The following is a 13,694-nucleotide window of genomic DNA, read 5'->3' as shown; positions in this document are numbered from 1 at the left end:
GCCTGCCTACCCCATCTCGACGCGAAAGAAAACAGCCGAGGCAACGGGAGGCCCCGCGCTGTTGCAGCCATAAGGCGAAAGACCGTGACAAAAGGCTTTTCGTTTCGAGGGGCCTGATATAAGCTCCTCACAACGAGAAAGTCCGGGCTTGCCAGCAGGCTCACGGGGGAAAATGCAGACAACTTCCGCGACGATCATCATCGCCGATGATCATCCCTTGTTTCGTGGGGCGTTGAAACAGGCGCTCGCTTTCGGCGGACAGGACACGGCCATCGTCGAGGCGGGATCGCTGGAGGAGGCTCGAAAAGCGGCCGAAGACCATCCCGACGCCGATCTGATGATGCTGGATCTCGCTATGCCCGGCGTCAGCGGCCTATCCGGCCTGATGATGATGCGGGCGGAATTTCCGGCGATCCCCGTCGCCGTCGTCTCGGCCACCGACGACGCCGCCACGATCCGCCGCGCGCTCGATCTCGGCGCGTCCGGCTTCATCTCCAAATCGAGCGGCATAGACGACATCCGGGCGGCCATCGCCGCGGTGCTGGACGGCGGCGTCTACGCCCCGCCGGGCTATGAGGCGGGCCGGGATCAGGACAATGAAATCGACGCGCTGATCGGCCGGCTGAAGACGCTGACGCCGCAGCAGACCCGCGTGCTCGGCATGATCGGCGAAGGGCTGCTCAACAAGCAGATCGCCTATGAACTCGGCGTCTCCGAAGCCACCGTCAAGGCGCATGTCTCGGCCATACTGCTCAAGCTCGACGTCGACAGCCGCACCCAGGCGGTGATCCAGATCGGTAAGATCGGCGCGGCGCTGCCGCAGGCGAATTGACGCACAGGATTTTATTCCTCGCATCCTTTACTCGCGCGCCGGGATATGGTTAAGATCCGCGCCAGTGATCCACGACATCGCCCGCCTTTCGTATCGCGTCGCCGCGGGCCGCCAATTGACGGACCGTCCGCCATGTTTTCGCATGAGAAGATCTGGGAAGCCATCGATTCCCTGGCAGCGCGGCATGACCTGACCCCCTCCGGCCTGGCCCGCAAGGCGGGGCTCGACCCCACGGCTTTCAACAAATCCAAGCGCAGTTCCGCCGACGGCCGCCAGCGCTGGCCGTCGACGGAATCGATCCACAAGATCCTCGAAGCCACCGGCTCCACCATCGAGGACTTCATGGCCTTCCTGGTGCCCGTGGGCCGCGGATCGAGCCTGCCCGACGGCGCTTTTCCGCCCCAGGTCTCGCCCATCCCTCTGCTCGGTTTCGCCCAGGCGGGCGCGGGCGGCTTTTTCGACGACGGCGGCTTTCCGGCCGGCCAGGGCTGGGACGTGGTGGAATTTCCCGCCTCGCCCGCCCATAAACCCGGCGTCTATGCGCTGGAGGTGCAGGGCGACAGCATGATGCCGCTCTATCGCGACGGCGACGTGCTGATCGTCGAGCCCGGCGCGCAGGTGCGCCGCAACGACCGTGTGGTGGTGCGTACCCGCGAGGGCGAGGTGATGGCGAAAGTGCTGGCGCGGCAGACTCCGCGCACGATCGAACTGATGTCGCTCAATCCGGAGCATCCCGGCCGCACGCTGGAGGCGACCGATGTCGACTGGATCGCCCGCATCATCTGGGCCAGCCAGTAGGAAAATTCTCCGACCGCAGCCCATCTTGATTTCACCCGCGCCCCGCTCTACCTGCTGAGGAGCAAACCAGTTCTGGCGAGGATGTCATGGCGGAAAAAGTGACGGCGCAGGCGGCGCTGATCTATGTGATGGTGATGGCCTCGGCCTCCGACGGCCATATGCCCGATCCCGAACTCAAGGGCATCGCCCGACTCGCGCGCCTCTTGCCGGTGTTCGCCGGCTTCGACGAGGAAGACGTCATCCCGACCAGCCGCCGCGCCCAGGAAATCCTCGCCGGCCCGGAAGGCCTCGACATCGCGCTCGAAACCATCCGCGACGCGCTGCCGCCGCGTCTCTACGACACGGCCTATGCGCTGGCCGTGGAGATCGCCATCGCCGACAATCAGATCGAGCCGACGGAGCTGCGCTTTTTGCAATTGCTGCGCGCCCGGCTGGAGCTCGACAAGCTGACCGCCGCCGCGATCGAACGCGCCGCCGCCGCCCGCTACCGTCGACTGTGAACCGGCCGCTGCGGGATCTGCGCAATCTCGGCCCGAAATCCTGCCCGATGCTGACGGAGATCGGCGTGAGCGACGAGGCGGGGCTCAAGGAGATCGGCGCGGTCGAAGCCTATGCGCGGCTGAAATTCCGTTTCGGGCCGCGCGCCGTCACCAAGTCTATGCTGCATGCGCTGGCCGGCGCGCTGGCCGATGTCGACTGGCGCCGGCTCGACGCCGCGCACAAGGCCGCGCTCGAACGCGAAGCGGTCACGCGCGAGCAGCGAAAGCGCGACTGACGCGGCCGAGGGCGGCGACCTTGTCAGCGCCATCTTTCCATGGCTCTTTCGGACGACCGATTCCTCTTCCGCCGAAACAGCCTTGCATCGCTACGCTCCCCTGATCCTCGCCGTCGCTCTGTTCATGGAGCAGATGGACTCCACCGTCATCGCCACCTCGCTGCCGGCCATCGCCGCCGATCTCGATGTCGGACCGATCACGCTGAAGCTCGCCATGACTTCCTATCTCGTGTCGCTCGGCGTGTTCATTCCCCTCAGCGGCTGGGCGGCGGATCGGTTCGGCGCGAAACGGGTGTTCATCGCCGCGATGATCGTGTTCATGGCGGGCTCGGCGCTCTGCGCGCTGGCCGCCAACCTGCCCTTCTTCGTGCTGGCGCGCTTCCTGCAAGGCATGGGCGGGGCGATGACCACGCCGGTCGGCCGCGCCATCCTGCTGCGCTCCACCGACAAAGCCAATCTCGTCTCGGCGATGTCGCTCTTCACCATTCCCGCCGTGATCGGTCCCCTGGTGGGCCCGCCGATCGGCGGCTTCATCACCACCTATTTCAGCTGGGAATGGATCTTCCTCATCAATCTGCCGGTCGGCATTCTCGGCGTGATCCTGTCGCTGGTCTTCATTCCCGACCTGCCGCCTGTGGGGTCGCCGCCGCTCGACCGCATCGGCTTCGCCTTGAGCGGAATCGCCGCCGCCGGCGTGGTGTTCGGGCTGTCGGTGGTCAGCCTGCCGGCGCTGCCGCCCGTCTTCGGCGTCGCCGCCACCGCCATCGGCCTGCTCTCCACGCTGCTCTTCGTGCGGCATGCGCGGCGGCATCCGCATCCCGTGCTGGATCTGACGCTGTTTTCCGTCGAAACCTTTCGCGCCTGCGTGACCGGCGGTACGATCTTCCGCATCGCCATGGGCGCGATGCCCTTCCTGCTGCCGCTGATGCTGCAACTCGGCTTCGGCCTGACGCCGTTCGAATCCGGCATGATCACCTTCATCGGCGCGGGCGGCGCGCTGCTGACCAAATTCGCGGCGCGCCATGTCTTCCATCGCTTCGGCTTTCGCAATGTGCTGATCATCGCCGCGAGCCTGTCGGCGGTCGGCACGGCGGCCAATGCGCTGTTCATGCCGGACACGCCGCATCTCGCGCTGACGCTGACTCTGTTCGTCGCGGGCTTCGTGCGGTCCTTCTTCTTCACCGGCATCAATATTCTCGGCTTCGCCGACATCGAGCATGAGCGCGCCGGCGCGCCGCGGCGCTCAATGCGGTGATCCAGCAGGTGTCGAGCGCGCTCGGCGTCGCCTTTGCCGGCGTGCTGCTGGAGCTCTACGCGCTGTCGAGCGGGGAAGGCTTGACGATCGGCGCGTTCCACATAGCCTTCATCGCAGTGGCGTTTCTCAATCTCCTTGGCGCCTGGCCGATTTCACGGCTGCCGGCCAATGCCGGCGCCAATGTCTCGGGTCATGTCGACAAGGCCGAGGCCGGCTGACTACTCCGGCGTCTCGCAGACGGCCGACAGCTTGTTGCCGTCGGGATCGCGGGCATAAGCCGCGTAGAAATGGGCGTGATAGGGCCTCAGCCCCGGCGCGCCTTCGTCCTGCCCGCCCTGAGCGATCGCAGCGGCGTGGAAGGCGTCGACCGCGGCGCGACGATCGGCCGCCAGCGCCAGCATGGACCCGTTGCCATGGGTGGCGGGTTGCTGGTCGAAGGGATAGGTGATCCAGAGGCGGCAGCGCGCGTCGTCTTCGCGCCCATAGCCGACCTCGACATCCTTGGTGACCAGACGCGTATAACCGAGCGTCGCCATCACCGGATCGTAGAAGGCGATGGCGCGGGCGAGATCGCGGGTCCCGAGCGTCACATAAAGCAGCATGGCCTCTCCTCCCGACACCGACGATCACTCCTCGTCGTCGTACTGGTCCCTGTGATCGCCGGCGTCACGATCGCTGTCGGCGGCCTCTTCATGGCCGATGGCGCCGACCTTCGGTCCGCGGAATCCCTTGGCCAGAATGAACATCTCCACCGATTCCGCCCGCGAAGCCTGCGGCTTGACATGCACGACCTGGCGGAAATTCCGTTTGAGCATGTCGAGCAGTTCCTTCTCGGCGCCGCCCTGGAAGGTCTTGGCGAGAAAATGGCCGCCCTCGCGCAGCACCTGGACGGCGAAATGCGCCGCCACTTCGCACAGATGCATGGTGCGCAAATGGTCGGTGCGCTGGTGGCCGGTGGTGGGGGCGGCCATATCGGAAATCACCAGGTCGGGAATGCCGCCCAGCGCATCCATCAACGCCTGGGGCGCGGCGTCGTCGAGAAAGTCCATCTGCAGGAAATGCACGCCGGGAATGGCGTCCATTTCGAGAAAATCGATGGCGACGACGCGGATATTGTCATTGGTGGAATCGGTGACGCGGGCGGCGATCTGCGACCAGCCGCCGGGGGCGGCGCCGAGATCGATGATGCGCCGGGCGCCCGAGAGAATGTGATGTTTCTCGTCGATCTCCAGCAATTTGTAGACCGCGCGCGAGCGATAGCCCTCCAGGCGGGAGCGCTGCACATAGGGATCGTTGATATGGCGCTGAAGCCAGCGGCGCGACGATTCCTTCAGCTTCTTCTTCTTCACATGCTGGGTCAGCTTGCGGCCGGTTCCCTTGCCGCCGGTGGGTTTGCTCGTCATGGGTCAGATCCTGTGAAAGGGCGGGCGCGGCCTGGCTTTGCGCCAGGCGCCGTCATCGGCCATCATTTCGGTGAGCAGGCCTTCGCGCAAGCCTCTGTCGGCGACGCGCATGCGCTCGACCGGAAACCGCCTGCGAATGGCCTCGAGAATGGCGCAACCGGCCAGCACCAGATCGGCGCGATCCGGCCCTATGCAGGGATTGGCGGCGCGGGCGGCGAAATCGAGCCCGACCAGGCGATCCTGCATGGCGGTCACGTCGGCGGCGTCCATCCAGAGACCGTCGACCTGGCGGCGATCGTAACGCGGCAGATTGAGATAGACGCCCGCCAGCGTCGTGACCGTGCCCGAGGTGCCAATCATGTGAAAACCGCTGTTGGCGAAATCGAGCTCGGAGGCGGCCGGCGCCGAAAAACGCGACAGCATTTCCTCGACCTCGGCCACCATGGCGGCGAAGATATCCGGCGTGACATGCCGGCCGCCATGCCGCTCCGACAGCGTCACCACGCCCACCGGCAGCGAAGTCCAGTGGGTGATGTGGTTGGCGAGCCGCGGCGAGCGCTGGCCGTTGATCTGCAGGATGGCGATTTCCGACGAGCCGCCGCCGATATCGAACAGCACGGCGGAGCGGGCGTCGCGGCCGATCAGCGAGGCGCAGCCGGACACGGCGAGCCGAGCCTCGGTCTCGCGATTGATGACGTCGAGTTCGAGGCCCGTCTCCCGCGTCACCCGCTCAAGAAAAGCCTCGCCATTGGAGGCGGCGCGGCAGGCCTCGGTGGCGATCAGCCGCATGCGGCGCACCTTCCGGGCGGCGAGCTTGGAGGCGCAGACCTTGAGCGCCTCCGTGGCGCGGTCCATCGCGTCTTCCGACAGCCGTCCCGTGGAGCCGAGCCCTTCGCCCAGCCTTACGATGCGCGAAAAGGCGTCGACGACCCGGAACTGGCCCGGCCGGGTGGGTTGCGCGATCAGCAGCCGGCAATTGTTGGTGCCGAGATCGAGCGCGGCGTAGAGCGTGTCCGGCGGCGGAAATTCCGGCGCGGCGGGCTTGGGCCGCGGCAGATCGGCCCGCGAGGCGCCGTCCGACCGTTCGGCGGGCTTGCCGTGAGCGCGTGGAGATTGCTCCTGAGGCAGCGGCCGCGGCTGCAGCCTGCGACGGTTTCGACCGCTCTTCTTGGAGGAGGCGGGCTTGTCCGGTCCCGATTTGGGCAGGGCGGATTGGGCCTCGACCTGCGGACGCGGCTGGTCCGACGCCGCGGACGCAGGTCCACGCGTCCGCTTGCGGCGCTTTTTCTTGCGATCCGGGCCTTGGCCCGGCGCAACGGATTGGGACGTCTCGCCGCCGGACTTGCGCGTCTCGGCAGCTTGAGGCGGACGATTGGCGGACGACTGCGCACGCTTGCGCCGACGTTTCGCACGCCGGGAAGAGTTCTCCCCGGCTTCTGTCCCGCCCCGGACGCCCCGGCGTCAGACGGCTTTACGCCGGATTCGGGGTCACTCACGGTAATGTTCCACGGCGCGCTGCGCGCCGTTCGGCTGCGGCAGGCGCAAGTCTCTGTTCAGTGTTGGCAAGGAATGTACCAGTTCGCCGCCAAAACGACAATTTGTTTTTGCGTCTGCGCAAATGAGGGCTTTCGTCGGAGCCGCCTCGACGAATTTCTTTCACACAAACCCAATTTTCCGCTTGAACCTCCCCGTCAATATGCTAGAAGCCCGCTCACCGACGGCCAAGCGCTTCCAACGCGCATGACGATCGAGCGGCGTGAAAACGCTTGCTGGGGAATAGGTTAACGGTAGACCCACGGACTCTGACTCCGTTAGTCCTGGTTCGAATCCAGGTTCCCCAGCCATCTGATTTCATTACATTTTCTGCCGAACAAATCTGGAACCATTTCGGGCATTTGGGCGCTCATTTGGAAGACTGTGTTCTCGCTTCGAGCTTGCGGATGGCATTCTCGGCGAGCCTCGGATCCCGGTTGAGGTAGTGTGCATCGAGGATCGAGCGGACGTCTCTGAGGCTGTGGCCGGTGATCGTGGCGATCTCCGCTTCAGTAGCCTCCGCGAGTGCGAGCCGACTCACCGCGGTGCCGCGGAGGTCATTAAACGTGACACCGGTAACGCCAGCAGCCTTGCACGCCTTCTTCCACGAGGATCGAAATCCGTCAGCATTCCATATCTCGCCGTAGCTGTTGCGCAGGATAGGGCCGTCAGAGCGATCCAGGCGATCAAGCACCTTCTTCAGCGGAGCACCAACAGGAATGACCACATGCGCGCCCGTCTTGCTCTGCTTGAGCCGGATGGTCTTGCCGTCATACTGCGACCAGCAAAGAGCAAGCAGATCTCCCTGTCTCTGCCCGGTCCAGAGCGCCAGCATGAAGGCAGACCGCAAATGAGCAGGCGCAGACGCCATAAATGCGGCCTCATGATCCTCGGTCCACACTTTCTCGGCCCGGGTGCCCCGATAGGTGCGACCACCTTTCTCGCACGGATTGGCTGGAGCCAAGCCACGACCAACCGCCCAGGACAAGATGCGCGCGAGCACCTGCCAGAAATAGTCAGCTTGACGACGCGACTTCACCGCGAGTTCGTCGCGGTGTTTGAGGAAGATTGCCTTGGCGCGACGGTCCGAGAGCGCGCTGATCGGAAAATCACCTAACAGCCTCTCGATCTCTGCGATCTTGCCAGCATAGTCCTTACGCGTGCGTGGCGCTAAATCATCCCACTCGGTCGACACCTGAAATCCGTTCAAGATCGACTGCAGGCTGCCAGCCGCGGGCTTCATCTTTTTCGCTACTGCCTCGTTGTAGGCGGCTATAAACTCGGCGCTGCCCGGCTTCCCGGGCAGACGCGGGCCACCCTTCCAGGCGTAGTAGTATTAGGCGACCGTTCCATCAGCCAGGCGAGTAGCGACCCGGTTAATTCCCTTCAATTTAATTCGCACGGCGCGCCATCCACCGATCGAGTTCGTTCGAGGGCTCGATCCTGCCGTCGTGGCTGTGAACGAGGATAATCGTTCCGTCCGGACCAATCTCAGTCCTGTAGATCGGCAAATTACAGGCGCGCGCAGCCTTCACCGCGCGCTGAAGATCGGACTGTCGAAAATTGGATTGCGTCCTAGCCATGCACTACTCAATTGTTGCCTCTTTTGAGGCATGTGAACATCAAGGATGTCGCGTAAGAAACCGCTTACTCTGTTTATAGCAATCGTCCCACGAGGATGCCGCGAAATATCAAAAAAACTTGGCTGCGAGCTCCCACGCACTCCCAACATGCCCATCGCTATAACTCAAGCATCAACAACGAAAGATCGAAAGGATCTACGATGCTCGAGAAGCGCGAATCTCCCCTGTCACTTTACATCAAGGAGCACGTAGATCGCTGCCCGCTCTCCGACGATGAGATCGGTGTCATCTGTGGCTTCAAGAACGGAAATCTTATCCGCGCCTTCGCGGAGGGCGAAATCCGGCCGCCGCTCGAATTGATCGATCCGCTTAGTGATGTGTTCGGCTGTGACTACGGAGAGTTTCTTACCCTGGCGATCAGGGAATGGTTCTCGCCTGCGGTCTTCGAGTGGTTGCAGGAAGTTCGCTTCAACTACACTGACCCCGTGGAGAAGTCCTGGATCCTTGCCCTTCGGGAGATCTTTGGCGGGACCGTGCCCGAACTGAGCGACAGGATTCGTGCGCGGCTCAAGCTCGTTATGAAAACCATCTGAGGTAATGTCTACCAACCACAATACGCCCATGAGTCCGCCGGCAAACTTGCCGGCGGATTGCGAGCGCTCTTGTCGAGCGGCCAATAGTGTGCTCTATTTTGATAGTAGGGAGAGTGACGTGGACGCAAACTTCATTATCAACGCTCAAGATAGCGCAGGCTTCCGAGAAGGGGCCAAAGGCACGCATACGAGTCGCACCATCATGCTTGCAGAACTCGAGCGCGTCCTCCGGACAGGAGCTTCTGACAAGGCGCTCGAGGCGATCGTGTTGCACGAGAACCTTCTCGAGAAAAATACGACGTCGGGGCGTGCCTTGTCTCTCCAGCGACTGAGGGAGCTTTATGGCCTCGACAACTCAGTTCCGATGTTCCGAACACTCTCGCACCTTTGGGTCAGGGACCAGAAATCTCTTCCACTTCTAGCTATCCTGGGTGCCCTGGCGAGGGATCCGCTGCTGAGGGCGACGGCCAGGTCTATCATCGATCTCCCCCATCCTCGGACCTGGTGCGAGATGCTCTTCGTAGCGCTGTTTCCGCTGTGGTTGGAGGTCGATTGAACGATGCCACCTTGGACAAGGTGGTCAGAAACGCATCGAGTTCCTGGGCCCAGTCAGGGCATCTTGTTGGGCGAACATTCAAGAAGAGGACGAAGGTATCGGCGACGCCCGCAGCACTGACATTTGCCATCTGGCTGGCTCAAGCCGCCGGCTTCAAGGGCAAGGACATCCTTACGAGCGGTTGGGTGGGCATCCTTGATCTCGACGCGCGCGAACAAATCGAAATGCTTGAAAGGGCGCGCGCGGCTGGGCTGATCAATGTCCGACAGCTCGGTCCCTCTATCGAGATCGACGCATCGAGACTGTCCGCAGAGGGGGCGCTGGCATGATGTCCAAGATCGATCGCCTGGCTGGTGCTTTTACGGCTCACGTTGCTATCGGTTGGCCAGCGAGTTCATCCGGCGCACAAAGAGTAATCATGGTGGTCTACGATCCATCTGACGAACGAGCGCTCAGGAAAAGATCGAGCTTTTCGCCCAAGGTGCTCGAGCTGCCGGAAAAAGCTGGAGCGCGCTCGATGTAACTCCAGTGATCGCAGACTGGCTCGCAGGTCATCGTTATCGCGATGTCTACTTCGAGGAGCCGAACGAGCTTGGCACCGCTGCGGAGGACAGGATCGCGGCCGCAATCGCAGAGAAGGTCGAAGCAGCGCTTGCTTCAAAGGATCTTGGCCCGAACGGAATTCTGGCACTATATGGTGTCGCTTCTCTTTTTGGTTTTACCAGCCTGTCCGATGTCCTATCGCGTGTAGAGCACGCGATCCAAGGACGACTGTTGGTGTTCTTCCCGGGGCGGGTTCAGGACGGGCGCTACCGATTGCTCGATGCCCGAGAGAGCTGGGACTATCACGCTGTTCCCATAACCTTGGACGACCACGGAGATGTTTGATGAAATTGATTGCTGATGTTCTCGACCGTGACCCAAGACAAAATCGCCTGATCAACAACGGCCAGGCGCGAATTGGCTCGGACGAAGCGGAGACTCGCGGTGAGCTTGCAAGCTTCGTTTGCGAGGGGCGCTATGCCGATGGCATCGTGCGCATCGCCGAGAGCTTTGTTCGTGACCTAAGCAAGTCGAGTCAGCAGGCTTCCTGGGTGAGTGGCTTCTATGGTTCCGGCAAGTCGCATCTCATAAAGATGCTGACCTTCCTGTGGGAGAATCGCGCGTTCTCGGACGGCATGACACCTGTCCAGCTTGTGCCCCAAGTTCCGGATGATGTTCGCGCTGCGTTGAAGGAGCTCGAGCAGGAAGCCACTCGCGCCGGGGGCACTTTCGCTGCAGCGGGCACGATGTTGTCCGGACAGGCGGAGCGGCCCCGTTACTCGGTTCTGGCGATCATGCTCAAGGCGGCCGGTCTGCCTGGAGACTTTGGCCAGGCGCAATTCATGCTCTTTCTCAAAGACCGTGCCATCGAGCCCCAGGTCCGGGCTGCGATCGAGGCGAAGGGCAGCACGCTGGAGCAAGAAGTCGAGGATCTTTTTGTCAGCCCCTTGATCGCTGATGCTCTTCTGTCAACCGACAGGACCCTTGGCGAGACCACGAAAGATGTGCGCGACGCCATTCGAGCGCAATTTCGTTCACCGGACTTCGACATCACCAAGGACCAGTTCACGAACACAGTGCGACGGGTGCTGAAACTTCGCAGCAGGAACGGCCGCCTGCCTCTGACGCTGGTCGTGCTCGACGAGGTGCAGATCTATGTCGGTGAAAGCCAGGACCGGGCCGGCGCCATAGCCGAGATCGCGGAAACCTTCGCCAAGGAATTCGAATCGAAGGTCATGCTGGTAGGTGCCGGGCAGAGCGCGCTGACGAGCATGCCGCAGCTCATCCGACTCCTCGATCGTTTCACGATCCGCGTCCAGCTCGACGATGCCGACGTCGAAACAGTCACGCGAAAGGTCCTGTTGCGCAAGAAGGCATCCGAACGGAACGAGATCGGCAAGTCGCTCGACTCTTATGCCGCTGCAGTATCCCGGCAATTGCAGTCGACGCGCATCGCAGAACGTCCGGAGGACCGCTCCATCCGCATCGATGACTACCCTCTGCTTCCGGTGCGTCGACGCTTCTGGGAGGCGGCGTTCAGGGCGCTTGACCGGCAGGGCACGCAGGCGCAGCTCCGGTCCCAACTTCGGATCTTGCATGATGCGCTCGGCGATATCGCCGACAAGCCCCTGGGCGCCGCGGTTTCCGCAGAGGTGCTCTATGACGCGCTCAAGGCCGGCCTCGTCCAATCTGGAGACTTACCTCGGGACGCCTGGGAACGCATCGAAAGCTTGAACAAAGAATACCCGGTCGATGGCGATCTCCCCCGCCGGCTTGCTGCTCTGGCATATCTGATCTCGCGCCTACCGCGTGAAACCGGTGCCGATATCGGCGTGCGCGCAAATCCTGAGCACCTGGCAGATCTTCTCGTCGATGATTTGACCATCGACCAGGGCGCTTTCCGCAGCCGTGTGCGCGACCTCGTCGATCGCATGGTGAAAAACGGCGATCTGGTCCAGATCGGCACAGAGGTGCGAATCCAAACTGCGGAAGGTCGCGCCTGGGAGCAGGACTTCCGAAAATATAGAGGGCAGTATGCCAACGACTTCGCTGCTGTTGGCGACAAGCGAGAGGCGATGCTCGAGGCGGCGCGCGATGCGGTGCTGACTTCCGTCTCGCGGGTTCATGGTGACGCCAAGGTGCCGCGTCGACTTGTTCCACATCTTGGTGAACGCGTGCCAGCAAGCGACGATCGAAATATCGCTCTCTGGGTCCGCACAGGCTGGCAGTGCTCCGAGAAAGAAGCGCGCGATGCTGCGCGTGCGCGCGGATCGGAAGACGCCATCGTGCACCTCTATGTCCCCAAGCCATCAGGTGATGAGCTCCGCGATTCGATCGCCGACATGCTCGCCGCCCGCGCCGTCGTGGCGCAACGCGGCGGCGGACACGGGCCGAGCGGAGACGAGGCGCGCCGTGGAATGGAGACACGCGAGAAGGCCGCCGAGGAGCGGGCGACTGAGCTCGTCCGCCAGTTGGTTGACGAGGCGATCGTGTTCGTCGGCGGCGGCGCCGAGATGAAGGAGGCAACGCTTGCTGCCCGCCTCGAGGCTGCTAACGATACTGCCCGCAAGCGGATGTTTCCTCGTTTCAAGGAAGCCGACTTCCAGGCAGCGCTATGGGAAAAAGCCTTCCGAAGTGCGCGCGAGGGCGGTGAACAACCGTTCTCGGCAGTCGGGCACTCTGGTGATGCCGACCAGCACGCCGTTGGCCGCGCCGTTCTCGGCGAGATCGGAGCGGGCCGCACAGGCGCCGAGCTCCGCCGCACCTTCGAGCGCGCGCCTTATGGATGGCCGTCGGAAGCCGTCGACGCAGCCTTGGTCGCGCTTGTCCGGCTTGGCAAGCTCAAGTCCACGGTCAACGGTGAGCCTGCAGCCCCGCAGGCGTTGGACAAGCCGGCGATCGGCAAGGCAACATTCCAGTCCGAAGATGTTCAGATCGCTCCGCGCGACAAGATCAAGCTGCGCGGTTTCCTTCGCACATTGGTGACGGACACGAACGACGACGATCTGGCCGGATCGGCCAGGGACTTCGTGCGTGCCCTTCGGCGCCTGGCCGAGAGCGCTGGTGGTGACGCTCCTCTGCCTGCCGCCCCACACCTGGCGCTTGAGGATGATGCTCAGGTGCTGGCGGGTAACGCGCTGCTGGCCCATCTAATACAGCACCGTGAAGAGATAGACGCGGCGATTACGCGATGGCGCAGCCAGGCCAGCTTGAAGGAGCAGCGCCTTGTGCGCTGGAACCTGATCACGCGCCTCGCCCGTCATGCCGAGGACATCCCACAAGCTAGCGGCGTCCGCATCGAACTGGACGGCGTGCGCCAGGGTCGCCAGTTGCTGGATCCACAGGATCCGTTGACGCATCCGATCGCCGAACTGCGTCAACTTCTGGTGCAGCGGCTCACTGCGGCCCACACGGCGCTCTCCGAGCGTATTCGTGCGGCGCTAACAGAACTGTCGGGCCTGCCCGCCTATGCCGATCTGGACGCCGGAGCGAAGGAGACACTCAACCGGGAGGTAGGGCTTGTCATACCCATCGCACCACGCACCGAGGATGACAGCGCGCTCGCTGATGCGCTCGACCGGATGCCGCTCTCTGCCTGGCGCGACGCCCTCGATGCCGTTCGCCAGCGCCAGGCGAATGCCGCAGAGAAAGCCGCGCGTCTTGCGGAGCCAACCGTGCAAACGGTGACGCTGGAGCGTGCCACGCTGCGCACTTCGGACGATGTGGAAGCATGGACCGCCCGGCAGAAGGAAAAGCTGTTGCAGGCGATCGCACGTGGACCAGCCCTCGTCAGCTAAGCTCTGATGACCATTGAGATAGAATG

General features: G+C 63.1%; 13 protein-coding genes, 1 tRNA gene and 2 pseudogenes. 12 read left to right on the top strand and 4 right to left on the bottom strand.

The genetic code is table 11. From position 1 onward, the window contains the following. Window positions 1-172 precede the first annotated feature (172 nt). The 5 genes and pseudogenes from H2O14_RS15445 to H2O14_RS15425 all read left to right on the top strand — a co-directional run bounded on the left by H2O14_RS15445 (window position 173) and on the right by H2O14_RS15425 (window position 3,878). On the top strand, window positions 173-832 hold the full coding sequence (locus H2O14_RS15445; RefSeq protein WP_182828348.1) for a response regulator transcription factor: 660 nt from the start codon (window positions 173-175) through the stop codon (window positions 830-832). Between the two features lie 132 nt (window positions 833-964). Beyond that, the gene (locus H2O14_RS15440; protein WP_182828347.1) at window positions 965-1,630 is read left to right on the top strand and encodes a helix-turn-helix transcriptional regulator; all 666 of its coding nucleotides are present in this window, start codon (window positions 965-967) and stop codon (window positions 1,628-1,630) included. Window positions 1,631-1,716: 86 nt separating this feature from the next. Continuing rightward, window positions 1,717-2,130 carry a tellurite resistance TerB family protein gene (locus H2O14_RS15435; RefSeq protein WP_182828346.1) on the top strand — a complete coding sequence of 138 codons (414 nt, stop codon included), beginning with the start codon at window positions 1,717-1,719 and terminating at the stop codon, window positions 2,128-2,130. After that, entirely contained in the window at window positions 2,127-2,405 is a 279-nt protein-coding gene (locus H2O14_RS15430; protein WP_182828345.1) for a TfoX/Sxy family DNA transformation protein, read from the top strand. The genes H2O14_RS15435 and H2O14_RS15430 overlap by 4 nt, the downstream gene beginning before the upstream one ends. A gap of 82 nt (window positions 2,406-2,487) precedes the next feature. Further along, a pseudogene (locus H2O14_RS15425) lies at window positions 2,488-3,878 on the top strand (DHA2 family efflux MFS transporter permease subunit). Here the strand turns inward: H2O14_RS15425 and H2O14_RS15420 are convergent. From H2O14_RS15420 to H2O14_RS15410, 3 genes and pseudogenes are all read right to left on the bottom strand, one after another. Next, window positions 3,879-4,262 (bottom strand): VOC family protein, encoded by a 384-nt coding sequence (locus tag H2O14_RS15420; protein ID WP_182828344.1) that lies wholly within the window; start codon window positions 4,260-4,262, stop codon window positions 3,879-3,881. 24 nt (window positions 4,263-4,286) lie between these two features. Further along, on the bottom strand, window positions 4,287-5,063 hold the full coding sequence (locus H2O14_RS15415) for an RlmE family RNA methyltransferase (RefSeq protein ID WP_182828343.1): 777 nt from the start codon (window positions 5,061-5,063) through the stop codon (window positions 4,287-4,289). 3 nt (window positions 5,064-5,066) lie between these two features. Further along, a pseudogene (locus H2O14_RS15410) lies at window positions 5,067-6,559 on the bottom strand (exopolyphosphatase). Window positions 6,560-6,833: 274 nt separating this feature from the next. On the opposite strand from H2O14_RS15410, the gene H2O14_RS15405 reads away from it, so the two are divergent. Beyond that, window positions 6,834-6,907: transfer RNA gene (locus H2O14_RS15405), tRNA-Gln, on the top strand. 59 nt (window positions 6,908-6,966) lie between these two features. Here the strand turns inward: H2O14_RS15405 and H2O14_RS15400 are convergent. Then, window positions 6,967-7,839, bottom strand: a complete 873-nt coding sequence (locus tag H2O14_RS15400; protein WP_246697407.1) for a tyrosine-type recombinase/integrase — start codon at window positions 7,837-7,839, stop codon at window positions 6,967-6,969. Between the two features lie 540 nt (window positions 7,840-8,379). On the opposite strand from H2O14_RS15400, the gene H2O14_RS15395 reads away from it, so the two are divergent. The 6 genes from H2O14_RS15395 to brxC all read left to right on the top strand — a co-directional run bounded on the left by H2O14_RS15395 (window position 8,380) and on the right by brxC (window position 13,668). Further along, window positions 8,380-8,772, top strand: a complete 393-nt coding sequence (locus H2O14_RS15395; RefSeq protein ID WP_182828342.1) for a hypothetical protein — start codon at window positions 8,380-8,382, stop codon at window positions 8,770-8,772. Window positions 8,773-8,890: 118 nt separating this feature from the next. Continuing rightward, window positions 8,891-9,328 carry a hypothetical protein gene (locus H2O14_RS15390; protein ID WP_182828341.1) on the top strand — a complete coding sequence of 146 codons (438 nt, stop codon included), beginning with the start codon at window positions 8,891-8,893 and terminating at the stop codon, window positions 9,326-9,328. Next, a complete protein-coding gene (locus H2O14_RS15385) occupies window positions 9,325-9,657 on the top strand; it encodes a hypothetical protein (protein ID WP_182828340.1) in 333 nt (110 codons plus the stop codon). Before H2O14_RS15390 ends, H2O14_RS15385 begins: the two co-directional genes overlap by 4 nt. Then, entirely contained in the window at window positions 9,654-9,851 is a 198-nt protein-coding gene (locus tag H2O14_RS15380; protein ID WP_182828339.1) for a hypothetical protein, read from the top strand. Before H2O14_RS15385 ends, H2O14_RS15380 begins: the two co-directional genes overlap by 4 nt. A 5-nt stretch (window positions 9,852-9,856) precedes the next feature. Beyond that, on the top strand, window positions 9,857-10,216 hold the full coding sequence (locus H2O14_RS15375) for a DUF1788 domain-containing protein (RefSeq protein ID WP_182828338.1): 360 nt from the start codon (window positions 9,857-9,859) through the stop codon (window positions 10,214-10,216). Next, the gene (brxC, locus tag H2O14_RS15370; protein ID WP_182828337.1) at window positions 10,216-13,668 is read left to right on the top strand and encodes a BREX system P-loop protein BrxC; all 3,453 of its coding nucleotides are present in this window, start codon (window positions 10,216-10,218) and stop codon (window positions 13,666-13,668) included. The genes H2O14_RS15375 and brxC overlap by 1 nt, the downstream gene beginning before the upstream one ends. Window positions 13,669-13,694: the final 26 nt, after the last annotated feature.

This window comes from Rhizobium sp. G21, assembly GCF_014158035.1.
GTDB lineage: Bacteria > Pseudomonadota > Alphaproteobacteria > Rhizobiales > Rhizobiaceae > Rhizobium_E.
This window is presented reverse-complemented; position numbering and strand designations above follow the sequence as displayed.